This is a genomic window from Polaromonas jejuensis NBRC 106434, assembly GCF_001598235.1.
GTDB lineage: Bacteria > Pseudomonadota > Gammaproteobacteria > Burkholderiales > Burkholderiaceae_C > Polaromonas > Polaromonas jejuensis.
On record NZ_BCYO01000008.1, the window covers coordinates 126,121 to 148,949 of the forward strand.

Sequence of the window (22,829 nt, forward strand, 5' to 3'; positions counted from 1 at the left end):
GTAATGCGTAATGCGTAATGGCTTAGCGTGTGATCTGTCGGGATTGAAACCTTGCAATGGCGTCGTCGCTGTACCCCAGCTCGGCCAGCAAGGTCTGGGTGTGCTCGCCCAGTCTGGGCGGGTTCATGCGCACACCGGGGCGGCTGCCACCCAGCGTGAGGGGCAGCAATGCCGTCGGGGTTGTTTTTCCTGCGCTGGGGCCATCGGGCAGGATGATGGGCGCCAGGCCGCCGGTGGCCAACAGATGCGGGTCGTCGAACAGGTCCTGCGGCTTGGTGATAGGCGCAAACGGCAGCTCGTGCTGCTCGAACACGGCGCTGAGCTCGGCCGCGCTGTAGCCCGCCAGGTGGGCGCGCAGCATGGGCATCATCCATTCGCGGGCCCGCACCCGGTCGTTGTTGGACTTCAGGCGCGAATCGGCCAGCATGCTCTCCAGGCCAAAGGCCTTGCAGAAGATCGCCCACTGCTTGTCGCTCACGGCGGCCAGGAAGATCTGCTCGCCGTCCCTCACGGTGAACACGTCGTACACCGCCCAGGCCGAGATGCGACTGGGCATGGGGTCGGCGGCCTTGCCGGTGGCGGCGTACTGCATCATGTGCTGCGCCACCAGAAACACGTTGTTTTCGAACAGGGCTGACTGCACTTCCTGGCCCTTGCCGGTTCCTCTTGTCGGATGGTCGCGTGCGGCCAGCGCGGCCAGCGCGCCGATCGCGCCGAACATGCCGCCCATGATGTCGTTGACGCTGCTGCCGGCGCGCAGCGGATCGCCTGCGCGACCGGTCATGTAGGCCAGGCCGCCCATCATCTGCACCACCTCGTCGAGTGCCGTGCGGTGGTCATAGGGACCGGGCAGAAAACCCTTGTGGCTCACATAGATGAGACGCGGGTTGAGCTTTTTCAGGGTCTCGTAATCCAGGCCCAGCTTCTTCATCGTGCCGGGCTTGAAGTTCTCGCTGACGATGTCGGCGGTGGCAATCAGGCGCAGCGCCGCCTCCACGCCTTCGGGCTGCTTGAGGTCGAGCGCGATGCTTTTCTTGTTGCGGTTGAAGGTCGGGAAAAAGCCAGCGCCCGAGCCCAGCAGGTGCCGCGTGCCGTCGCCCTCGATGGGCTCGACCTTGATGACCTCGGCGCCCAGGTCGGCCAGCAGCAGGCCGCAGGTGGGGCCCATCACCATGTGGGTGAATTCGACGACGCGGATGCCGGCATAAGGCAGGCGAGCCTCGCCGGCATCGTCGGCAGACTGGGGCTTGGACTCAGACACGGGGTGCTCCTTGAACGAATCCCTTGGGAAGACCGGCCTCGGGCGTCATGCCGTAAACCGGCTCACCCGGCAAGCCGGCGATGAGCGGCACGCGCGCCGCCATGAGTTGGTCGAGGTTGACGCCGGTCGCAACACCCATGGCCTCGAACATGAACACCAGGTCTTCGGTGACGACATTGCCCGAGGCGCCCGGCGCGTGGGGGCAACCGCCCAGGCCGCCCAAGGAGGCATCGAAGGTGCGCACGCCCTCTTCGTAGGCCGCCAGGCAATTGGCCAGGCCCAGGCCGCGCGTGTTGTGCATGTGGGCGGCGCCGGCCTGCTCGCCCAGCTCGGCGCGCAGCCGCCTGAAGAGACGCCGCACCTGCGCCGGATTGGCGTAGCCGACGGTGTCGGACAGGCCCGATTCGTCGGCGCCGGCCGCCACGCATTGCACGGCCAGCCGGATGACCTCGTCTTCCGGCACTTCGCCCTGCAGGGTGCAGCCGAAGGCGGTCGATATGCCGGCCTCCAGGCTGACCTGCGGCGCGATCTCGCGGCGCAGCCCGGCAATCGCACGCACCTCCTCGACCATGTCCTCGCGCGTCTTGCGCACGTTGGCGAGCGAGTGCGCGGCGCTGGCCGACACGGGCATGGTGAGCTTGTGCACGCCGGCGGCCAGCGCGGCCTGCGCGCCAAGCAAATTGGGCACCAGCGCCATGACGGTGAGACCGGGCAGCGTGAGGGCGTGCCTCACCACCTCCGCCGCATCCGCCATCTGGGGCAGCAGTTTGGCCGGCACAAAGGAAGCGACTTCGATTTCACGCAGACCCGCGTCGTACAAGGCCGTGATCCAGCGCTTCTTGTAGTCGGTGGGCATGGTGGTCTTGACGGATTGCAGGCCGTCGCGTGGGCCGACCTCGCTGATCAGGACTTGAGGCACGGGAGGTTTGAGCATGGTTGCAAGGATTTATTAATTCTGTAAGATAGAACAAAGTTCTTTCTAATGAAATAATCACAGAGGCCTGTCCGCTTGTCAAGCCAGCAGGCATCACCGCAAGGAATGCCCATGCCCCGCAAAGCCCACATCGAATCCCTGGCCGACAGCCACGCCGCGCCCGGTGGCGCCGCCGCCGTTGACCGCGCGCTGACGCTGCTGGCGGTCTTCCGCCAGGGGGACCAGTCCCTGAGCCTGGCCGAGCTGGCCAGCCGGACCCAGCTTTACAAAAGCACCGTGCTGCGCCTGCTGGCCTCGCTCGAACATGCGCGGCTGATCCAGCGGCTGGAAGATGGCAGCTACGGCCTGGGCAGCGAAGTGGCGCGGCTCAACGCCGTGTATGCCGCGTCGTTTTCCCTGGACCGCGTCGTGTTGCCGGTGCTGCGGGCGCTGGTGGCGGCCACCCGTGAAAGCGCCGCTTACCATGTGGCGCAGGGCGACGCGAGGTTGTGCCTGTACCGCGTGGACTCGCCCCAACCCATCCGCGACCACATCCAGGCCGGCGACGTGCTGCCCCTGGCCCGCGGCACCGGCGGCCGGGTGTTGATGGCCTTTGGCGCCAAGCCGGCAGGGACCCTCACGGCCCGGGACAAAAACCTCTACGCCCGCATCCGGGAGCAGGGCTATTTCTCGGCGACGGGTGACCGCCTGGCGGGCGTGGCCGGCATTTCCGCGCCGGTGTTCAAGGCCGACGGCAGCCTGGCCGCCGCCCTGACGCTGACCATGCCGGCAGAGCGCTACGACGAGCGCCATGTGAAGAAGGTGCTGGAAGCGGCCCGAGCCCTGAGCACCCAGCTAGGCATGACGCCCGCGCCGCCCTGAGCACACTGCACCGCGCAGCAGGCCCGCGGTAACAGGCCCGGGAATTGCTTGGCAGACCGGCACGGGGACACAGAAAGTGAGGTTTGCCATGAAAACCCAACAAATTCGCTATCTCATTAACAGGAAATGGGTTAAAACACCCAATCCAATCCCCCACTTTTGGGTGGTTTGACCCACAAATGGGGGCAATCATGGACGCCAGCACTGCTGCTTTTCCGGGCCCGCCACTGAACCTGCGGCGCCGCTTTGCCATCGCCAGCCTGGGCATCATCACCGTCATCGCGCTGTCCCTGGGCTGGCTGCTGTCCAACCTGCTGACCCAGAGCCTATTGCAGCACGAGGGCGAAGCCAACCGGGACTTCATCCAGAATCTGCTCACCACGGACGGCTCCGCGCGCTATTTCGCGGCGCCCGAGGACCCGGAACTGCGCAAGCGCTTCCTGGGGTCCATGGAGCACATTGCCGCCGTGCGCGAGCCGGTCCGGGCCAACGCCTACCGGCCCGACGGCACCATGCTGTGGTCCACCGACAAGGCGCTCGTGGGGCAGCGTTTCCCGGTCAACGACGAACTCGACGAAGCCCTCTCCGGCAAATTGGTGGTGCATAGCGGGGTCATCGGCCAGCATGATCCCAAGGCCGAACATCAAGGCCTGGACCAGCACGCCACTTATTTTGTCGAGAGCTACATCCCGCTCCGGGAGCCGGGCTCGACCCAGGTGCTGGGCGTGATGGAGCTCTACAAGCAGCCGACCCAGCTCAGCGCGGATATTCGCTTGGCGGTGATCAAGCTCTGGCTGGCCTGTGCCATCTGCGCCAGCGGCCTGTTTCTCACGCTGTACTGGATCGTGGCCCGCGCCGACCGCATCCTGCGCCGGCAGCACGCGCAGCTGGCCGAAGCCCAGAGCCTGGCCTCGGCCGTGGAACTGGCGAGCGCAGTGGCCCACAACATCCGCAACCCGCTGGCGTCGATCCGGCTCTCGGCCGAGCTGCTGGAGCACAGCGGCACGCCGCAGGCCGATCTCGGCGAACACTGCGGCGACATCGTCAGTGCCGTGGAGCGGGCCGACCGCTGGATCAGCGAGCTGGTGCGCGTGGCGCAGGCACCGCAGCTGCAGCCGGAAGTGGTCGCGCTCGGGCCGCTGGTGAGCGCCTGCTTCGACGAGATGGCCGGCGAGATGGCGCGCCGGCAGGTCCGCGGCACGGTGGAGCTAACGCCGCCCGGCCACGTGCTGGCCCACCCCGCCATCCTGAGGCAAATCCTGCTGAGCCTGATGGCCAATGCCATCGAGGCCATGCCGGAGGGCGGCCAGCTGCGGGTCAGCTGGTGCGAGCAGGGCCGGCTGGCCGGCCTGCACCTCACCGACAGCGGCCATGGCATTCCGGACGAGGTCCGCAAGCGCCTGTTCCGGCCTTTTTTCAGCACCAAGAGCGGCGGCCTGGGCATAGGTCTCGCCCTGGTCAAACGCATGGTGGAGCAATGGCAGGGCTCGCTCAGCCTGAGCGCGGCCCAACCCTGCGGCACCTGCGTGGAGATCCTGCTGCCGCGCGCCGAGGCGCTCCGGCCGGCAAGCCAAGTTCCGCAAGTCCCCTCCAAGGAAGGAGCACCCCATGGCAACCCTGTTGGTTATTGAAGACGAACCGGCCCTGGCCAAAAACATGGCGCGCTACTTCCAGCAGCTGAATCACACGGTCGAGATCGCGCATGACGGACCGTCCGGCATCCAGGCGGCGCAGCGGCTGATGCCGGACGTGGCCATTGTCGACTACCAGCTGCCGGGCCTGGACGGGCTGGAGGTGATACGGGCGCTGCGCCGCAACGACGAACAGGTGCGCGCCGTGATGGTGTCGGGCCACGCCAGCGTGTCGATCGCGGTCGACGCCATGAAGGCCGGCTCGTTCGACCTGCTGACCAAGCCGGTGTCGCTGAACAACCTGAGGGCCGTGGTGGACCGCGCGCTGGCAGAAACCGGCAGCCTGCGCGTGCTCGACTACTACCAGCGGCGCGAAGCCGATGCCTCGGGCCTGGACCTGCTGGCCGGCGAGTCTGTGCCCATGCGCGCGCTGCGCGAGCTGGTCCGCGCGATTGCCTCCCATGAGCCGGCCGACCACTCGCCCGTGCCGCCCATCCTGATCCTGGGTGAAACCGGCTCCGGCAAGGAACTGGTGGCACGCGCCTGCCATTTTGCGAGCCTGCGCGGGGCCGGCGCCTTTGTCGAAATCAATTGCGCCGCGCTGCCCCCGCAACTGCTGGAAGGCGAGCTGTTCGGTTATGAAAAGGGCGCGTTCACCGATGCCCAGGCGCGCAAGATAGGCCTGATCGAAGCGGCCGATGGCGGCACCCTGCTGCTCGACGAGATTGGCGAGCTCGATCTGGCGCTGCAGGCCAAGCTGCTGCGGGTGCTGGAAAACCTGCGCGTGCGCCGGCTCGGCGCCCTGCAGGATCGCCAGGTCAATGTGCGCATCATCGCCGCCACCAACCGCGACCTCGACGCCCTGGTGCAGGCCGGCAAGTTCCGCAGCGACCTGCTCTACCGCCTGCGCGTGTTCCAGATCAACATCCCGCCGCTGCGCGCCCGCGGCGACGACGTCTGGCTGCTGGCCCAGCGCTTTGTCTCCCAGCTGGCGCGGCGCTATGGCAAACCCGCGCCGCAGCTCGACGCCTCGGCCGAGGCCGCGCTGCGCCAGCACTCGTGGCCCGGCAATGTGCGCGAGCTGCGCAACCTGATAGAGCGCTCGGTGCTGCTGTGCCAGGGCGAGTCCATCTCGTCCTCGGATCTAGCCCTGACCGCCACGCCGGCAGCCATCGTGTCGCCGCTGCCGGTGGCGGCCGGCCCCGCCGGTCTGGCCCAGCTGGATGAACTGGAGCGCGCCTACCTGGTACGCGCCCTCACGCAAACCGGCTGGAACGTGGCGGGGGCCGCGCGCAAGCTCGACATCAGTCGCGACACCCTGCGCTACCGCATGGACAAGCACGGGCTGGAGCGCCCGCCCGAACCGGAATCCGAGCATGGAGCGCTCCGATGAGCCGCCTCCATGGCCACCGATTACATGCATTTTTGTCACGTATAAAAGACGTTTCTATTAATTAATTTTCCAATAGGTATCAAATAAAGTAGCGGGATGGAAAAGCCCCGCATGAGCTCGCCGGCCCCTCTACGCGCCGTGCTGTTTGACGCCTATGGCACGCTGTTCGACGTGTACAGCGTGGGCCTGCTGGCGGAGCAACTGTTTCCGGGTCAAGGCCAGGCCTTGAGCGTGCTGTGGCGCGACAAGCAGATCGAGTACACAAGGCTGGTCACCACCAGCAACCATGGCGCGCATTACCGGCCGTTCTGGGAGCTGACCCGCGCCGCGCTGGTTTACGCTATCAAAAAGATAGTCATCAGCGCCCGTTCTGCCTGGGCTACAGGCGGATTTGATGCCAAAGTCGAGCGACTCATGAGCCAGTACCGGCACCTGTCGGCCTTCCCTGAAAACCGCGCGGTGCTGCAGGCGCTCAAGGAGCGCGGCATCGTCACCGGCATCCTGTCCAATGGCGACCCGTCCATGCTGGCCGTGGCCGTCAAATCCGCCGGGCTGGAGGGCCTGCTGGACCATGTGATCAGCGTGGACGGCATCCGCAAATACAAAACCCATCCAGACGCCTATGCGCTGGGCCTGCAGGCCACCGGCCTGGACGCCAGGCAAATTGTCTTTGTGAGCAGCAACAGCTGGGATGCGCTGGCGGCCACCTGGTTCGGCTACCAAACCCTCTGGGTCAACCGCGACCAGTCGCCCTTTGAAGAATTGGGGACACCGCCCACACACACCGGCCACAAGCTGAGCGCGGTGCTCTCGCTGCCGGGGCTGGCGCCTTCCTCCTTGCCGGGAGCGCCGGCATGACGCCCGTGGACATGCTGCTGACCGCCAGCCTGGGCGGTTGCGCGCATGGCGCGCAACATCCGGGGGCCCTGGCTGCGCCGCGTCGTGATTGCCGTGGGCGGCGCCCTGACGGTTTGCTATTTTTACCAAACGCTGGGCTGAACCAGCCCGCCCTTCATCACGCGACAGGCACCGATTCGCCTCAGTACTGACAACTTTTCATCCACCGTTTATTTTTCAAAAGGAAGCCCGCCATGACCACCCAAGCCACCGCCCGCATCACCCGCCACCGCCTTCAGGTGGCGAGCGAACTCTATCGCTTCATTGAAGACAAGGTGCTGCCCGGCACCGGCGTGGCCAGCGAGGCCTTCTGGACGGGCTTTGACGCCATCGTGGCCGACCTGGCGCCGCAGAACGTCGCCCTGCTGGCCGAACGCGACCGCCTCCAGATGGAACTGGACAACTGGCACCAAGCCCACCCCGGCCCCATCGCCGACATGCCGGCCTACCGCGCCTTTCTGGAAAAAATCGGCTACCTCGTGCCGCAGCCCGCGAACGTGAAGACCACCACGGCCAACGTCGATGCGGAGCTGGCGGTGCAGGCCGGCCCGCAACTCGTGGTGCCGGTGCTCAATGCGCGCTACGCGCTCAATGCCGCCAATGCACGCTGGGGCTCGCTCTATGACGCACTCTACGGCACCGACGCCATCGCGGAAACCGGCGGCGCCGAAAAAGGCAAGGGCTACAACCCGGTGCGCGGCGCCAAGGTGATTGAATTCGCGCGCAATTTCCTCGACCAGGCCGCGGCGCTGGCCTCCGGTTCGCACAAGGATGCGACCGGCTACCGCATCGAAGGCGGCAAGCTGGTGGTGGCCCTCAAGACCGGCGGCACCGGCCTGGCCGACGCCAGCCAGCTGGCCGGCTACCAGGGCGATGCCGCCGCGCCCTCGTCGGTGCTGCTGCGGCACAACGGCCTGCACATCGACATCCGGATAGACCGCAGCACCGCCATCGGCCAGAGCGATGCAGCCGGTATCAGCGATGTGGTGCTGGAATCGGCCCTGTCCACCATCCTCGACCTGGAAGACTCGGTGGCCGTGGTGGATGCCGAAGACAAGGTGCTGGCCTACGGCAACTGGCTGGGCATTTTGCAGGGCACGCTGACCGAGCAGGTCAGCAAGGGCGGCAAGACCTTTACCCGCGGCCTGAACCCGGACCGCGAGTACACGGGCGCTGATGGCCAGCCGGTTTCACTGCATGGGCGCTCGCTGATGTTTGTGCGCAATGTCGGCCACCTGATGACCAACCCGGCCATCCTCTATGAAGGCGGCAAGGAGATTCCCGAAGGCATCATGGATGCGGTCATCACCGTGACCATTGCCCTGCACGACCTGAAGCGCCAGGGCCGGCCCGGCATCAAGAACTCGCGCACCGGCTCCATCTACATCGTCAAGCCCAAGATGCATGGCCCCAAAGAAGTCGCCTTTGCGTCGGCACTGTTCAGCCGCGTCGAAGCGCTGCTGGGCCTGCCCGCCAACACCGTGAAGCTGGGCATCATGGACGAAGAGCGCCGCACCAGCGTCAACCTGAAGGCCTGCATCGCCGAAGCCGGCGCCCGCGTGGCCTTCATCAACACCGGTTTCCTGGACCGCACCGGCGACGAGATGCACAGCGCCATGCAGGCCGGCCCCATGATCCGCAAGGGCGACATGAAGACCAGCACCTGGATTGGCGCTTACGAGAAAAACAATGTGCTGGTCGGCCTCTCCTGCGGCCTGCGCGGCAAGGCGCAAATCGGCAAGGGCATGTGGGCCATGCCCGACCTGATGGCCGCCATGCTGGAGCAAAAGATCGCCCACCCCAAGGCCGGGGCCAACACCGCCTGGGTGCCCTCGCCCACCGCCGCCACGCTGCATGCGCTGCACTACCACCAGGTGCTGGTGTCCGATGTGCAAAAGGAACTGGAAAAGATAGACGCCAACGCCGAGCGCGACAAGCTCCTGAACGCGCTGCTGCAAATCCCGGTCACGGCCACGCCGAACTGGAGCGCCGCCGAAAAACAGCAGGAACTCGACAACAACGCCCAGGGCATTCTGGGCTATGTGGTGCGCTGGGTCGACCAAGGCATCGGCTGCTCCAAGGTACCCGATATCCACAACGTCGCCCTCATGGAAGACCGCGCCACCTTGCGCATCAGCAGCCAGCACATCGCCAACTGGCTGCACCACGGCGTGGTGATGGAAACACAGGTGCGCGAAACCTTCGAGCGCATGGCCGCCGTGGTCGATGGCCAGAATGCCGGCGATGCGCTGTACAAACCCATGGCCGGCCACTTCGACACCTCGGCCGCCTACAAGGCCGCCTGCGACCTGGTGTTCAAGGGCCTGGAACAGCCCAGCGGCTACACCGAGCCGCTGCTGCATGCCTGGCGCCTGAAGGTCAAGGCAGGCGCGGCCTGAACGGGGCCAGCCCTTAATCGCTATAGATTTGATAGCTATTTGCACAGTACCGACAAGGGCTAGCGGCCGGTTTAACCTGCAGATATGGTGAAAAATAAACGGCGCCTCGGGCGCCGTTTTCTTTCTTGGTGTCGCCGGAAGCATAAGTGTGCCGCTTCGGAACGCTTATTCTTCCTTTTCAGGGCGGAACGCTTATCCCTTCTCACAGCGGGTAGTAGAACTTGCCTGTTTTTGAGCATTCAATGTGCAATTTGTCGCCTTGAAATGCTGAAGATGCTCATGTTTGACCACGCTGAGTTTGCTGAGCGGAACGCTTATGCGACTTCCGGCACAGAATTGCTTCCAGCGTTTTTAGAGCCCAATCTTGACCGCACAGGCGTTGATTGGGTAGCTTGACCAGCAAATTGACGCGGCAAGCATAGGTGGCCGCCGGAAGCAAACTTCGCCGGAACCGTAGGAGGACCCGCGCATACGCCTCAACTGAAACTGGCTGGCTATGCGCTGGTCAATGTCAGTTTATGCCGGCTCCGCTTGGACTAGCACTGCATTCGGGGCAGTCACTCGGCAGGTCATTCAGACAACAATGACCCGAATTCATCGCACAGTGTGCTGCGCGCTTGCCGACGAACTCTTGTGTTCGCGTTTTCAAAACACGGCCTCGTTCGGGCAACCCGACCGCAAGGGCATCGTTGCACTGGGGCGAGACGCAGCGGATGCGCCCCCTTTGGGCCGGCATTCATGAATGGCCTGAGCAGAGGCCATGGACAGTATGCGGCCTCTACCGGCGGCAGTTGTCGTTGTGGCCCAAGGCCGCCTTAGCGCCCTCCAACGCCCGAGCCAGATGCATGCAGTGGCTGACGCGGCAACCCAAGAGCGTCCAGGCATTGGAGAGCGAGGCATTTGGCGCTCTGCGTCCTGTTGGTGGAACGCATAGGCGCCACCCGGCACCATACTTTTGCAGGTTGAATGCCCGTTGCGTTTGCGCGGTGCCGACTGTCGGCATTGCCAAAAACATCACAGCACGTGTTCTGCGAAAACGTGTATGATAAACATCATGCGAAACACAAAGCACAATGTCAGAACGGCGGCCAAGGAAGCCTCACACGAGCGCATCGTGTCCGCCGCTGCGAGGGCGATCCGTCGTAGCGGCTACGACGGTACCGGAGTCGCCGACATCATGAAGGAGGCAGGCCTGACCCATGGCGCCTTTTACGCCCATTTCACGTCGCGCGAGGCCATGCTGGCGGAAGCCGCGAGTCGGGCGTGCGCGGAGTCGGCCGCCGTGGTGGCGAAGGTTGTCGCCAGCGTGTCCCCCGAGCAGGCTTTGGCATCCGTACTTCGCACCTACCTCTCGCGGGAGCACCTGGAGCAGATTGAAATGGGATGTCCCCTGGCCGCGCTGGGCTCGGAGACGGCGCGCCAGGCGCCCGAGGTACGCCGGGTGACCACCCGGCATATCAAGGAAATGATCGATCTTGTCGCCCGCCAGTCGCCTGACTGGGGGCAGCCCGGTGCCCACGAACGCGCCCTCGTGACCGTCGCCACCATGGTGGGCACATTGCTGTTAGCGCGTGCAGTCGACGAGCCCGCGCTATCGGACAGCCTGTGCGCGGCCGCATTGAAGCACCTGCCCCCCGCCTGAATCCCCTGAGACACACCGCCCTTTCGTTCGCCTAAACATATGATAAATATCATGCGAAATCAACATGCAGCCTGTCAGGTGAGCCCTTCTGTCCGGCAATGCACCGCGCATGCCGACGAGTCCCGAATCCCACATGCTGAAGGAGAAACGCCATGAACATGGAAAACAAAGTTGCCCTCGTTACGGGGGCCTCCTCGGGCATCGGCGAAGCAACTGCGCAGCGGCTTTCGAAGGCCGGCTACAAGGTGTACGGCACCAGCAGGCGCGGCGGCCAGCCGGGTCAACGATCGTTCGATATCTTGCCCCTGGATGTGACCCAGGACGAATCGGTCGAAGCCGCGGTCCAGAAGCTGATGCAGTTGGAAGGCCGCATCGACCTTCTCGTCAACAACGCCGGCTTCGGGGTCGCTGCAGCCGGTGCGGAAGAGAACTCGATCGAGCAGGCCCAGTCGATCTTCGATACGAACTTCTTCGGGATGGTGCGGATGATCCGGGCCGTCGTGCCGCATATGCGACGCCAGGGGAGTGGTCGCATCATCAACATCGGCTCAGTGTTTGGTTTCTTGCCCATGCCGTACATGGCGCTCTATGCCGCAAGCAAACACGCGATAGAAGGTTATTCGGAATCGCTCGACCATGAGCTGCGCACCAGGGGCATCCGGGTCTCGGTCATCGAGCCTGCGAACACGAACACGCAGTTCGACGCGAACTTGCTGGAACCCGACGCTAAGCTCGATGAGTATCGCGAGGTCCGTGCGGCCGTGACCCAGAAGATGAAGGAGCTCGTCGAGGCTGGAGACAAGCCTGGTGTTGTGGCCGACGCCGTCCTGAAAGCTGCCCTCGCAGCCCGCCCGAAACTCCGATACCCAGCCGGTGTCCGCGCGGGCGGTCTGCGATGGCTTCGCAGATTTGCGCCTGCCGGATTGGTGGATGCCGGGATTCGAAAGAATCTGCAGCTCGACGCTTCGACGGTGTCGCGGCCTCGCACTCCGGTTCTTGAGAAGTAGTTCAAGTCGTTGACTCAGGAGAACCTGGGTACGCCAAGAATAAGGAAAACATGAAAGCATTTATTCTCCAGCGATATGGAAAAAAGCGCGCGCTGCGCTTGGCCGACATGCCAGAGCCGGAGCTGCGTGACGGCGAGGTCTTGGTCCAGGTCCATGCCGCTGGCGTGAACCTGCTGGACTCCAAGATCCGGAATGGAGAGTTCAAGCTCATCCTGCCCTATCGCCTGCCTCTCATCCTGGGCCACGACGTTGCTGGGGTGGTCGTCAAGGTCGGCCCTCGCGTGCGGCAGTTCAAGCTGGGCGATGAGGTCTATGCGCGGCCGGATGATTTTCGGATTGGTACGTTCGCTGAATTCGTCCCGGTCAAGGAGGACTCCCTCGCACTCAAGCCCAAGGGTCTCACGATGGAAGAAGCCGCTTCTATTCCCCTGGTGGCTTTGACGGCCTGGCAGGCACTGGTCGAAAAAGCCAACCTGCAGAAGGAGCAGAAGGTCTTCATCCAGGCTGGCTCCGGCGGCGTAGGCACTTTTGCCATCCAGTTGGCCAAGCATCTGGGCGCAACCGTCGCCACGACGACGAGCACGACCAACGTCGCGCTCGTGAAGAGCCTGGGCGCGGACGTCGTCATCGACTACAAGACGCAGGACTTTGAGGATGTCTTGCGCGACTACGACGTGGTCCTGAACAGCCAGGACGGCAAGACGCTCGCAAAATCCCTCCGCGTGCTTAAGAGCGGCGGGAAACTCATCTCCATCTCCGGCCCGCCTGATCCCGAATTCGGCAAGGAAAGCGGGGCCCCCGGGTTCGTGAAACTGGTCATGCGGCTGCTGAGTTCAGGCATCAGACGCAAGGCAAAGAGCCGCGGGGTCAGCTTCTCGTTCCTCTTCATGAGGGCGAACGGGAGCCAACTGCGCGAGATCACCCGTCTCTTTGACGCTGGCGTCATCCGCCCCGTGATGGACCGGGTCTTCCCGTTCGAATCAACCAACGAGGCCATGGCCTACGTCGAAGCTGGCCGCGCAAAAGGCAAGGTCGTCGTCAAGATCAAGTGAGTTTGTTCGTGTCAGTGCGGCTGGAGGACCTGGAAGACCTGAAAGCCGGCAGCTGAATCTGTTTGTCCCCCTCTTTGGAGATTCCTATGAAAATCGAAAATTCTGTTGCCCTCGTCACGGGTGCCAATCGCGGCATCGGCCTGGCATTCGCGCGCGAGCTGCTCGCCCGCGGAGCCCGCAAGGTCTACGCGGCCGCACGCGACCCCGCAACCGTCACCCTAACCGGTGTTCAAGCCCTGCGACTCGACGTCACCAAGTCGGAAGAGGTGGCGGCCGCCGCAGCGCTGGCGCCGGATGTCACGCTGGTGATCAACAATGCCGGCATTGCCCAGCCGGGAGGTTTTCTCGCAGTCGATAGCGAAGACACCGCACGGCGCATCTTCGAGACCAACTTCTTCGCCGTGTTGCGCATGAGCAAGGCCTTCGCGCCTATCCTCAAAGGCAACGGCGGCGGTGCCTTGCTCAACGTCTTGTCGGTCGCCTCGTGGGTGAACGGCGGCGAGTTGGCAGCCTATTCGGCAAGCAAGTCCGCGGCCTGGTCGCTCACCAATGCCCTGCGCAACGAATTGGCGGCGCAGAAGACTCAAGTGCTGGCGCTGCACATGGCCTACGTCGATACCGATCTCACGCGCGGGTTCGATGTGCCGAAGTCCAGCCCCGAGGAAATCGTCAAGCGTGCGCTCGACGGACTCGAAGCGGGCCTCGAAGAGGTGCTGGCGGATGAACGCACTCTGCAGGTCAAGCACGGGATGACGGCGGCGAGGCCCAGCTACCTTCCGCAGGCGTCCTGAACCCGAAACTTGACTGGATCGCCAGCCAACAACTGGGGCCCCCGCGCCCCGCATTCAGCCAAGGATCACCATGCTCTTCGAACCTCTCGTCACACCTTCGATTCAACTCGCCAACCGCGCCGTCATGGCGCCAATGACGCGCAGTCGCGCCGTCGATGCCAACACACCCAACGCATTGATGGCCGAGTACTACGGCCAGCGTGCAACGGCCGGCCTGATCATCACCGAGGGTACCTCGCCGTCGCCGAACGGCTTGGGCTACGCGCGCATCCCGGGGCTCTTGAACGACGCGCAGGTGCGCGGATGGAAGGCGGTCACCGATGCGGTCCACGCCAATGGTGGCAAGATCTTCGTGCAACTGATGCATACTGGTCGCGTGACGCATGCGGCCAACCTGCCAGCGGGTGCGGAAGTGGTCGGGCCGATGGCCGATGTCTGCCCCGGCGAGATGTACACCGACTCAAAGGGCATGCTGCCGCACAGCGCCCCTCGGGCGATGACCGCAACCGACATCGCCCACGCCGCCCTGGAGTACGCCAAGTCGGCCCAGCTCGCCATCGAAGCGGGATTCGACGGCGTCGAGCTGCATGCCGCGAACGGCTATCTGATCGAGCAGTTCCTGAACGCCAATGTGAACCAGCGCACCGACGCCTACGGCGGCGGTATCAACGGCCGCAATCGCTTTGCGCTCGAGGTCGCCCGCGCCACGGCCGCCACCATCGGCGCCCATCGCGTCGCGATCCGGCTGTCGCCCTACGGCGTGTTCAACAGCACGGGCGCCTACCCCGACGTCGAGGCTCAGTACGTGGCGCTCACCCAGGAACTCTCGCAGCTGGGCTTGCTGTACATCCACCTACTGGATCACTCGGCGATGGGCGCGCCGCCGGTGCCTGCCGAGTTGAAGTTTCGGCTTCGCGCTGCGTTCCAGGGCTTGTTCATCCTTGCCGGTGGCTTCGATCGTGCCGGTGCGGAAAGTGCGCTCAAGGCAGGCGAAGCAGACCTCATCGCCTTCGCCCGCCCGTTCCTCGCCAATCCCGACCTGGTGGAGCGCATGCGGGCCGAAGCGGCGCTGAATGCCGTAGACATGGCGACGTTCTACACGCCCAGCCCAAAGGGCTACACCGACTATCCGACCCTTGCGCAACAATCCAGTGTGCCGGGATGAGCGGACCACACCGCGGTGAGGCTACTTCGCGCCGGCTGTCCTAGCCTTGCGGCTGCGCGCCACAGCTGATTGTTGGCGGCACAGTTATGTTTCTCAGCGCGGAACAGATATGGTTCCGGCGACACATGGCACTGTGGCGGCCTTAGACCAGGAAGCGTTGCGCCAGCAGCGCCCAGTAAGCCGCGCCTATGGGCAGGTTGGCGTCGTTGAAGTCATAGCCCGGGTTGTGCACCATGCAGGCGCCAGCGCTGTCGCCATCGCCGTTGCCGATCAGCAGGTAGCTGCCGGGCACCTGCTCGAGCATGAAGGCGAAGTCTTCGCTGGCGGTCAGCGGGCGGGCATGCAGCTCCACGCGATCCGCGCCCAGCAGCTCCAGCGCCACCTGACGGGCAAAGTCGGTCTCGGCCGGGGTATTCACCAGCACCGGGTAGCCGCGCCGGTAGTCGATGCTCGCGCGCACGCCAAAGCTCTCGGCCTGCGCGTGGACCAGCGCCTTGATGCGCTGCTCCAGCAACTCGCGCACTTCCCGGTCGAGCGAGCGCACGCTGAGCTGCAGGCTCGCGGTTTGCGGGATCACGTTGCCGGCCTTGCCGGCGTTGAGCGCGCCCACGCTGACCACGGCCGTCTGCAGCGGGTCGACGTTGCGCGACACAATGGTCTGCAGCGCCATCACGATACTGGCCGCCGCCACCACGGGGTCGACCGCGCGGTGCGGCAGCGCGCCATGGCCGCCAGTGCCATCGAGGGTGATGCTCACATTGTCGGACGAGGCCATGGCCGCGCCATCGCGCAGCAGCAGCCGGCCCTGCGGGTGGCCGGGCATGTTGTGCATCGCAAAGATCGCGTCGCACGGGTACTTGGTAAACAAGCCGTCTTCCATCATCTTCCTGGCGCCGCCCAAGCCTTCCTCGGCGGGCTGGAAGATCAGGTTGAGCGTCCCGTTGAACTCGCCTTTCTCGGCCAGGTACTTGGCCGCGGCCAGCACCATGACCGTGTGGCCGTCGTGGCCGCAGGCGTGCATCACGCCGGCGTGGCAGCTCGCGTGCCCGAGCCCGGTGGCTTCGGCAATCGGCAGCGCGTCCATTTCACCGCGCAAGCCCAGCCGTTTGGGGCCGCTGCCGCGCCTCAGCTGCCCGACCAGGCCGGTGCCGCCCAGGCCGCGTTCCACCGCATAACCCCATTGCGCAAGCCGCTCGGCGACGAGGTCGCTGGTGCGGTGCTCCTGGAAACCCAGCTCGGGGTGGCGGTGGATGTCGCGCCGCACCGCAATGAATTCATCGGCCTGCGCGTTCAGGGCATCAAGTACAGCGCTCATGATGGTGGCCCTCTTACTGCGGCTGCAGGTTGATGCTTTTGGCCATGGCGCGGAACTTGGCGGTTTCGGCCTCCAGCAGCTTGCTGGCCTCGCCCAGGCTGGTGGTTTTGGCGACTTCCGAGCCGGTCGCCTCCAGCAGCTTGCGCACCTCGGCGTCCTGCATCACCTCGGCCAGGGCCTTGTGCAGGCGCACCGCCACATCCTCCGGCGTGCCCGTTTTGACCAGGATGCCGGCCCAGATCTGCTGATTGAAATTCTTCAGCACCTTGCCTTCGCCAAAGGCGGGGATGCTGCTGTCGAGCTTGCTGCGCTGGTCGCCGACCCAGCCCACGAGCTTCACGATGCCGCGGTAGTTGGTGGCATAAGGAAGGATGGCGATGTCCACATTGCCGCCGCCCATGTCCTGCAGCAGCGGGGCGCCGCCCTTGTACGGCACATGGGTGAGCTTGATGCCGGTCTGCTGCGCCATGCTTTCGGTCACCAGGTGGTACATGGAGCCCACACCCACGCTGCCGTAGGTCAGGCCCTTGCCGCCGGCGCTTTTGCCCAGCGCCACGATCTCGTCAATCGAGTTGGCCGGCAGGTCCTTGCGCGCCACCATGACCAGCGGGTTGACGGTGAGCTGGGTCAGCAGCCTGAAGTCTTCGGCGCGCAGCTTGACCGCGGCATTGGCCAGCGGCGACAGGATCACCTCATTCGGCGAGCCGAGGAAAAGCATGTAGCCGTCGGCCGGGGCCTTGAGCACCTTTTGCGCGGCCAGCGCACCGCTGACCCCGCCGAGGTTGTCCACGATGACCGGCTGGCCCAGCGCCTTGCCCAGCGGCACGCTGATGGCGCGCGCAATCGAGTCCGACAGGCCGCCCGCGGGGTAGGGCACCATCAGGGTGACCGGCCTGGACGGGTAGGGATCGGCCGCCGTCGCGGCGCCGGCCAGCAGCAGGCCCGCCAGCAGCGTGCCGAGTTTCCTGGTCAATGCGAATGGTGCGTTCACGTTGTCTCCTGTCAAACAGTGGATGAGGGTTGGATGGGTGATGCACGCAAATATAGAAACCCCCGGTGTATTTGTCTAATGCATAATTTTTGTTATTGTCAGCAAAATAACTCATTCTCAAAAACAAGCCCGATGAACCTCAGGCAACTGGAACACCTGCTGGCCGTGGCGGAAACAGGCTCGTTCAGCCGCGCCGCCGAACAGCTGCACCTGACGCAGTCGGCCCTGAGCCGCAGCATCCAGGTGCTGGAAGACGAGTTGGGCGCCCGCCTGATCGACCGCACGGGCAAGCGCAATGAACTCACGCCGCTGGGCGAGGCCGTGGCCGCGCGCGCCCGGCGCATGGTGTTCGACGCGGCCGAGCTGCGCCGCAGCGCGGAGCTGCTCAAAGAGGGCAGCGTCGGTGCGATCCGGGTCGGGCTGGGCTCGGGGCCGGGCGCGATGCTCACGACACCGTTTCTGGTGCACATGGCGCAGCAGCGCCCGGGCGTACGCGTCAGCATCACGTCCGGCGCCATCGAACTGCAGCTGGTTCAACTGCGCCAGCGCACACTGGATGCGCTGGTGATCGAGGTGCGCAACATTGCGCCGGCCCCCGACTTGACCATTGAGCGCCTGGCCGAAATGCGGGCCGGCTTTGTCTGCCGCAGCGGCCACCCCTTGCTGCGGGCCGGCAGGCCGGTGTCCTTTGACGACATGCTGCGCTACCCGCTGGCCTCGACGCCGCTCAGCACGGAAGTGGCGCATACCCTGGTCGACCGCTTCGGGCCGCGGGCCGACCCGCAGCAGGCCGTGAGCCTGCGCTGCGACGACATCATGAGCCTGATCGAGACGGTCAAGGCCTCGGACGCGATTTACCTCGGCATCATGGCGGCCGCACGCGCCGGCATAGCGACTGGCCAGCTCGTCAAGCTGGCGACCGACCCCGAGCTGATCAACGGCCCGCGCTTTGCGCTTGTCACGCTGGCCGGTCGCACCGAGGCGCCGGCTATGGGCTTGTTCCGCCAGTTCGTGACTGAGCGGCTGCGCGACTGAAGAACCGCAGAAACTCGACCAGAAACAACCCAGCGGCGACACCGAGCCGCTGCGGCATGCCTGGCGGCTGGAGGTGAAGACCGGCACCGCCTGACGCCCGCTATTTATTCCATAGCAAACTATGCAGATAACAAAAGGGCCAAAGACGGATTTTCCTGACGGCCTCCAGAAAAACGGCACCCACAGGTGCCGTTTTTCATCCAGCGCTGAATCAGACCAAAGCAAATCGAAACCATGAACCGGCCGCCACCAGGGGGCATGCAATCATTCAAAAACACCCTCCCCCGCAGTGCAACTCACGCACTGTGTGAACAAGCCGCGCAACACCGCGTGGTGTTGCCGGACAAGCGGGAGCAATGCAACCGTCCATGGGAACCATTGTTTTCCGGGACGGATGCCGTCCCCTCAGCCCAACTCGGCAGAGGCGTGCCGTGTTCAGCAAGCCACGGCAGACCGCCGCCAGCCGCTCAGTGCGCCGTCCAGTTGCGCAACCAGCCCCGGTAGTCCTCGTCGGTCATCAGTGTCCAGAGGGCCAATGCCACGATCACCAGACCGGTGACCACCGTGCTCAGCGTGGCCCGGTAAAGCGTGCTGAAGCCGAGTACCCAAGGCGCGATGACCAGCCAGGCCCCGAGCACCACCTCGGTCCATTCTTCCCACGCACGCGGAACGAAAATCGCCCCCAGCGCGGCGGCGATGAGTGCCAGCCCAATCACGACCGCGTTGACCATGGCCACCGTTGTATCCTGGTAGCCCAGCGCCCAAGGCGAGAGAATGACCCAGACACCCAAAAGGGCATTGAGCGGGTCTTGCCAATGCTTGAGTTGCTTCATGGTTTCACCTCCTGTCAGCCGTAAAGCATGCCGACTAACAAGAATTAGAACCCGCGCTCGCGGCTTGGTTCCCCTCGCACGCCGGGGCCGCCCCAGGCCAGCGCCCGCCCCGAAACCCGGAAAACCGCCGCCGGCTCAGAGTTCGCTGGCGTCCACCAGCTGCCGCTGCCTGATCACCATCCGCAGGGATGGATGCGCCGGGCTGCCCGAGCGGAACAGCATCACGTCAGCATCGCCACTGACCCACGAGGCGGAATTCATCAAGGCCACGGGCGTCGAGGCCGACGCGGCCAACTCGGGGCCGAGCTTTGCACGCAGGGATTGCACCAGCGACGCGAAGCCGGCAGCCGTCGCCGCGTCCCGTGCGCCCGTCGAGGAGCCGGGGTTCAGCAACACCAGGTCCATTTGCTCAAGCTGGTGGCGGCCAAAGAACAGGGTCTGCTCAAAATGCAGGCCCTCGCACAGCACATCGGGCACCCGCAGCAAACCAACGGCCCCCGACGACAGGCGCCGGGGCGACCTCACCGGCCGCGCATCGACCATCGCGGAGGCGAGTTGCTGGCGGCTCATGCCCAGCAAGGCGGCGCCATCCAGCACCGTCTGCGACCAGGCATTCGAGCCGGCCCACAGCGCGCCAAGCAGCAACAGCGGCAGCCGGAGCCTTGAAAAATAGGCCCGCGAACGAGAAGGGGATGCGCGGAATAAGGGGAAAAGCTTCAATTCACACTCCGTGGCGTCGGCGCATCTTCCGTTTTTCATCAACAGGACCTTGCGCCAAAACCGCCGTATTACAAGCAGCACGGATCTTACAAAGGACGCGCGCGCTCTGCCGCCGCGCAAAAATCCGGCCACACAGGGCCACCGGCCATGGCAAAAGCTCATTGTTCGTGTGCATTGGCAAGCAAATGAAACAGTTTGCAAGCGCCGCGTTTCAACCAGGCTTGCCCATTACCCTAAGCCCTGCCTCGCCCGGGCATGACGGTGGCCGGCTCGTGGCCGAGCATCAAGATCAAAAAACTCCGGAATCCCCGCCCCAGATGGCTTTGCAACCCGACGTTCTTCAATCCTGCCTCCAGGAGGCCGCCAAAGCGGCCCGGCCCGCCTTGGAACGCTGTATTGAAGCCGCGGTCGCGGCGCTTCAGCTCGCCGAAGCCCAGAGCGAGCAAGTCGGCGAACGCGATGCGCTGGCCATGGCCTGGCGCGAGTTGCTGAAAAACAAGCCCGCCTGGAGCATCCAGTACCCGGCCGACCTGCGCACCACATTCAGCAGCGGCGTGGCTGCAGCTGGGCAAGCCGCCCCGTCTGCTTCATCGATACCTGCGCTCGCGGGCACTTCAACCCAAGCGTTTGCGTCGGCCGACGCCTTTTCGCTGGTGGACGACGCCGATGTATCGCAGGCGATCGAATCATCACGGCTGCTGCAGCAAATCTTGCCGCTCGTTGAGCAGCCCCTGGCCGAACTCAACAAGCTGATGAGCACCGTGCAGGGCCTGCCCAACGTCAGGCCGGAGCTCAATCCGCTGCGCCCCGAGGTTTTTGCACAAACGCTGCGCGAGATGGTCTTTGCCGCATCCAGCGAGCCGGCCATCACCTCGCTGTGGCTCAAGAATCTGGCCGACCCGTTGGGGCGCGAGCTCACGCTGGTGTATGAGCGGATAGTCAATCAGCTTGAACTAGCAAAAGTCAAGGGAGCCGACTATCGGGTGCGGCACACGCCTGTGAGTGGCGGCAAGGGCCGGGGAAGCCACAAGACTGGCCCTGGGTCGGATTCCAGCAACGGCGGCGCCAGCATGGCAGGCACCCCACGGGGGGGTTATGTGTCCGACGAACCCATGGCCCCACGGCCCTCGCAGTATGCCGACTTGTCTGACCCCGAAATCAAGGACGGAATGTTCCATGATTTCCTGCTCAATGGCGGCAGCAACGCCAACCGCGGTCTGGCGCCAGCCTATTACGCCACCATAGAAGAAGAGCTGCTGGCACTGAAAGCAGCGCGCGAATCGGCGCAAGCGCCGCTGACCGGGTCACGCGACGCTCCGCACGCGGGCAACCAGAAGGTGCCGGCCGTCGACCGTCCCCCGCGTCCTGTCAATGAACGCAGCCAGCTCAACCAGGAGGTGTGGGGGTCTTATAGTCGCCCCCGGGAACGCGACATTCTCCATACCCAACTCAAGAAGGCGGCCCGGCAGGTGGGGCAGGTGCTGGGGCTGGAGGTGGTGCGCAAACTGGTCGACCAGGTGGCGCAGGATTCCCGGCTGCTGGTCCCGGTGCGCGAGGCCATCGTAGCCCTTGAGCCGTCGCTGCTGCGCCTGGCCATGGTGGACCCGCACTTTTTCAATGACGAAGATCATGCGGGCCGGCGTCTCATCGAGCGCGTGGCCCAGCGCAGCTTCAAGTACAACGACGAATTCAGCCCCGAGTTCCTGGCTTTTTTCGAGCCGCTCACGCGCGCCTTCAATGAACTCAACGGCCTGAGCATTGAAGACGCCCAGCCCTTTGCCATGTCGCTGGCCACGCTGGAACACGGCTGGGACGAGCAGGACCAGCGCGAGGCGAAAAACCGCAACAACGTGCTGCAGACCCTGCGCTTTGCGGAGGAGCGCCAGACCCAGGCCGACCAGATTGCCTTGGACCTGAGCACGCGTTCCGATCTGGACAAAGTATCCGGCCTGGTGCTCGACTTCCTGTTCGGCCCGTGGGCGCTGGTCATGGCGCATGCCAGGCTCACCGACACGCGCAACCAGATCGACCCGATGGGCTTTGGCTCGGTGGTGCCCGACCTGCTCTGGAGCGTCAAGCGGGAAGTGACGCTGAAACGGCCCGCCAAGCTGATCGAGATGATCCCGGGCCTGCTGGGCCAGCTGCATGCCGGGCTGGCATTGCTGGGTCAGGACCCGCGCGAGAACGATGCGTTTTTTGAAGGCCTGATGAAGCTGCACCGGCCGGTGCTCAAGCTGCGCCGCCTCAAAAGCAGACGCGATGCGCAAGAGTCCGGCGCCGTACCACTGGCGCCCGAAGAGCTGCCGGCCAGCCCCGAGCAGCGCCGCGCCAAGGTGGCCGAGCAACCCTGGCTGCGCCGCGACGACCTCGATGCCGCCGGCTTTGAAGACACCCTGTCCTCCGTGCCCGGCGAATTGGCAGCGCTTGAAGAAGAGATGCCCGCGGCCACCGCGATGCCGGCAAGCGCTGAGGGTGTCGGCGATGCCTGCCTGCCAGAGTTGCCCCCCGCCGAAGCCGCGCCAATACTGCTGGGCCTGCGCACCGGAAACTGGGTCGATCTGTATTCAAGGCGCCGCTGGCTGCGCGCCCAGCTGGTCTGGGCCAGCGCCAAGGGCACGCTGTTCATGTTTGTCAGCCATGGCGGCCAGCCGCACTCGATGACCAGGCGCAGCTGCGAGCGGCTGATCCGGGAACGGCTGCTGCGGCCGGTGCACACCCACGGGGTGGTGGCGCAGGCGCTGGATGCAGTCGCCACGGAAGTGGCCATGTCCCCACGGGCCGAGCCGGCCGCGGCCTAGCGGCCTGACCGCCCAGGTGACCGCTGCCGGACTTTGCGTGAGCGCCCCGTCGAAAATCACGGCGCTGTCTGACGCCGCGTCCCGGGCGCCCGGTGCAGACTTGG

18 protein-coding genes are annotated in these 22,829 nt (G+C 64.9%); 12 read left to right on the forward strand and 6 right to left on the reverse strand.

The features are described from left to right. Positions 1-22: 22 nt before the first annotated feature. Complete coding sequence (locus tag PJE01S_RS12005; protein WP_068833912.1) at positions 23-1,174, reverse strand: CaiB/BaiF CoA transferase family protein; 1,152 nt, start codon at positions 1,172-1,174, stop codon at positions 23-25. A gap of 79 nt (positions 1,175-1,253) precedes the next feature. Then, complete coding sequence (locus PJE01S_RS12010) at positions 1,254-2,195, reverse strand: hydroxymethylglutaryl-CoA lyase (RefSeq protein WP_068833855.1); 942 nt, start codon at positions 2,193-2,195, stop codon at positions 1,254-1,256. Between the two features lie 111 nt (positions 2,196-2,306). Between PJE01S_RS12010 and PJE01S_RS12015 the strand changes: the two genes are divergently transcribed. The 10 genes from PJE01S_RS12015 (at position 2,307) to PJE01S_RS12060 (ending at position 15,033) form a co-directional block, all read left to right on the forward strand. Then, a complete protein-coding gene (locus PJE01S_RS12015; RefSeq protein ID WP_068833856.1) occupies positions 2,307-3,056 on the forward strand; it encodes an IclR family transcriptional regulator in 750 nt (249 codons plus the stop codon). 191 nt (positions 3,057-3,247) lie between these two features. Continuing rightward, complete coding sequence (locus tag PJE01S_RS12020; protein ID WP_169804379.1) at positions 3,248-4,687, forward strand: sensor histidine kinase; 1,440 nt, start codon at positions 3,248-3,250, stop codon at positions 4,685-4,687. Next, positions 4,665-6,080, forward strand: a complete 1,416-nt coding sequence (locus tag PJE01S_RS12025) for a sigma-54-dependent transcriptional regulator (protein ID WP_068833858.1) — start codon at positions 4,665-4,667, stop codon at positions 6,078-6,080. Before PJE01S_RS12020 ends, PJE01S_RS12025 begins: the two co-directional genes overlap by 23 nt. Before the next feature lie 96 nt (positions 6,081-6,176). Further along, the gene (locus tag PJE01S_RS12030; RefSeq protein ID WP_157090309.1) at positions 6,177-6,938 is read left to right on the forward strand and encodes a haloacid dehalogenase type II; all 762 of its coding nucleotides are present in this window, start codon (positions 6,177-6,179) and stop codon (positions 6,936-6,938) included. Positions 6,939-7,171: 233 nt separating this feature from the next. Beyond that, positions 7,172-9,376 carry a malate synthase G gene (locus PJE01S_RS12035; protein WP_068833859.1) on the forward strand — a complete coding sequence of 735 codons (2,205 nt, stop codon included), beginning with the start codon at positions 7,172-7,174 and terminating at the stop codon, positions 9,374-9,376. Positions 9,377-10,418: 1,042 nt separating this feature from the next. Then, entirely contained in the window at positions 10,419-11,018 is a 600-nt protein-coding gene (locus PJE01S_RS12040) for a TetR/AcrR family transcriptional regulator (RefSeq protein WP_068833860.1), read from the forward strand. 152 nt (positions 11,019-11,170) lie between these two features. Continuing rightward, on the forward strand, positions 11,171-12,025 hold the full coding sequence (locus tag PJE01S_RS12045; protein ID WP_068833861.1) for an oxidoreductase: 855 nt from the start codon (positions 11,171-11,173) through the stop codon (positions 12,023-12,025). 50 nt (positions 12,026-12,075) lie between these two features. Next, entirely contained in the window at positions 12,076-13,077 is a 1,002-nt protein-coding gene (locus tag PJE01S_RS12050; protein ID WP_068833862.1) for an NADP-dependent oxidoreductase, read from the forward strand. 86 nt (positions 13,078-13,163) lie between these two features. Further along, entirely contained in the window at positions 13,164-13,868 is a 705-nt protein-coding gene (locus tag PJE01S_RS12055; RefSeq protein WP_068833863.1) for an SDR family oxidoreductase, read from the forward strand. Between the two features lie 70 nt (positions 13,869-13,938). Next, the gene (locus PJE01S_RS12060) at positions 13,939-15,033 is read left to right on the forward strand and encodes an alkene reductase (protein ID WP_068833864.1); all 1,095 of its coding nucleotides are present in this window, start codon (positions 13,939-13,941) and stop codon (positions 15,031-15,033) included. 142 nt (positions 15,034-15,175) lie between these two features. Here PJE01S_RS12060 and PJE01S_RS12065 read toward each other — a convergent pair whose 3' ends face one another. After that, positions 15,176-16,348 carry a M20 aminoacylase family protein gene (locus PJE01S_RS12065; RefSeq protein ID WP_068833865.1) on the reverse strand — a complete coding sequence of 391 codons (1,173 nt, stop codon included), beginning with the start codon at positions 16,346-16,348 and terminating at the stop codon, positions 15,176-15,178. Positions 16,349-16,361: 13 nt separating this feature from the next. Further along, on the reverse strand, positions 16,362-17,339 hold the full coding sequence (locus PJE01S_RS12070; protein WP_245660743.1) for a tripartite tricarboxylate transporter substrate binding protein: 978 nt from the start codon (positions 17,337-17,339) through the stop codon (positions 16,362-16,364). Between the two features lie 132 nt (positions 17,340-17,471). Here PJE01S_RS12070 and PJE01S_RS12075 point away from each other — a divergent pair, with 132 nt between their 5' ends. Further along, entirely contained in the window at positions 17,472-18,374 is a 903-nt protein-coding gene (locus PJE01S_RS12075; protein WP_068833867.1) for a LysR family transcriptional regulator, read from the forward strand. 467 nt (positions 18,375-18,841) lie between these two features. Here PJE01S_RS12075 and PJE01S_RS12080 read toward each other — a convergent pair whose 3' ends face one another. Together PJE01S_RS12080 and PJE01S_RS12085 are read right to left on the reverse strand one after the other, a co-directional pair. Further along, on the reverse strand, positions 18,842-19,207 hold the full coding sequence (locus PJE01S_RS12080; RefSeq protein WP_068833868.1) for an SPW repeat protein: 366 nt from the start codon (positions 19,205-19,207) through the stop codon (positions 18,842-18,844). 135 nt (positions 19,208-19,342) lie between these two features. Beyond that, a complete protein-coding gene (locus PJE01S_RS12085) occupies positions 19,343-19,927 on the reverse strand; it encodes a hypothetical protein (RefSeq protein WP_157090310.1) in 585 nt (194 codons plus the stop codon). A 317-nt stretch (positions 19,928-20,244) separates the two neighbouring features. On the opposite strand from PJE01S_RS12085, the gene PJE01S_RS12090 reads away from it, so the two are divergent. Continuing rightward, positions 20,245-22,725 carry a DUF1631 family protein gene (locus PJE01S_RS12090; RefSeq protein WP_068833870.1) on the forward strand — a complete coding sequence of 827 codons (2,481 nt, stop codon included), beginning with the start codon at positions 20,245-20,247 and terminating at the stop codon, positions 22,723-22,725. The last annotated feature ends 104 nt before the right edge of the window (positions 22,726-22,829 follow it).

Bases quoted from the DNA above. Each gene is read 5' to 3' on its own strand.
- PJE01S_RS12005 (WP_068833912.1), bottom strand. From the start codon at position 1,174: ATGGTGATGGGCCCCACCTGCGGCCTGCTGCTGGCCGACCTGGGCGCC.
- PJE01S_RS12010 (WP_068833855.1), bottom strand. From the start codon at position 2,195: ATGCTCAAACCTCCCGTGCCTCAAGTCCTGATCAGCGAGGTCGGCCCA.
- PJE01S_RS12015 (WP_068833856.1), top strand. From the start codon at position 2,307: ATGCCCCGCAAAGCCCACATCGAATCCCTGGCCGACAGCCACGCCGCG.
- PJE01S_RS12020 (WP_169804379.1), top strand. From the start codon at position 3,248: ATGGACGCCAGCACTGCTGCTTTTCCGGGCCCGCCACTGAACCTGCGG.
- PJE01S_RS12025 (WP_068833858.1), top strand. From the start codon at position 4,665: ATGGCAACCCTGTTGGTTATTGAAGACGAACCGGCCCTGGCCAAAAAC.
- PJE01S_RS12030 (WP_157090309.1), top strand. From the start codon at position 6,177: ATGGAAAAGCCCCGCATGAGCTCGCCGGCCCCTCTACGCGCCGTGCTG.
- PJE01S_RS12035 (WP_068833859.1), top strand. From the start codon at position 7,172: ATGACCACCCAAGCCACCGCCCGCATCACCCGCCACCGCCTTCAGGTG.
- PJE01S_RS12040 (WP_068833860.1), top strand. From the start codon at position 10,419: ATGATAAACATCATGCGAAACACAAAGCACAATGTCAGAACGGCGGCC.
- PJE01S_RS12045 (WP_068833861.1), top strand. From the start codon at position 11,171: ATGAACATGGAAAACAAAGTTGCCCTCGTTACGGGGGCCTCCTCGGGC.
- PJE01S_RS12050 (WP_068833862.1), top strand. From the start codon at position 12,076: ATGAAAGCATTTATTCTCCAGCGATATGGAAAAAAGCGCGCGCTGCGC.
- PJE01S_RS12055 (WP_068833863.1), top strand. From the start codon at position 13,164: ATGAAAATCGAAAATTCTGTTGCCCTCGTCACGGGTGCCAATCGCGGC.
- PJE01S_RS12060 (WP_068833864.1), top strand. From the start codon at position 13,939: ATGCTCTTCGAACCTCTCGTCACACCTTCGATTCAACTCGCCAACCGC.
- PJE01S_RS12065 (WP_068833865.1), bottom strand. From the start codon at position 16,348: ATGAGCGCTGTACTTGATGCCCTGAACGCGCAGGCCGATGAATTCATT.
- PJE01S_RS12075 (WP_068833867.1), top strand. From the start codon at position 17,472: ATGAACCTCAGGCAACTGGAACACCTGCTGGCCGTGGCGGAAACAGGC.
- PJE01S_RS12080 (WP_068833868.1), bottom strand. From the start codon at position 19,207: ATGAAGCAACTCAAGCATTGGCAAGACCCGCTCAATGCCCTTTTGGGT.
- PJE01S_RS12090 (WP_068833870.1), top strand. From the start codon at position 20,245: ATGGCTTTGCAACCCGACGTTCTTCAATCCTGCCTCCAGGAGGCCGCC.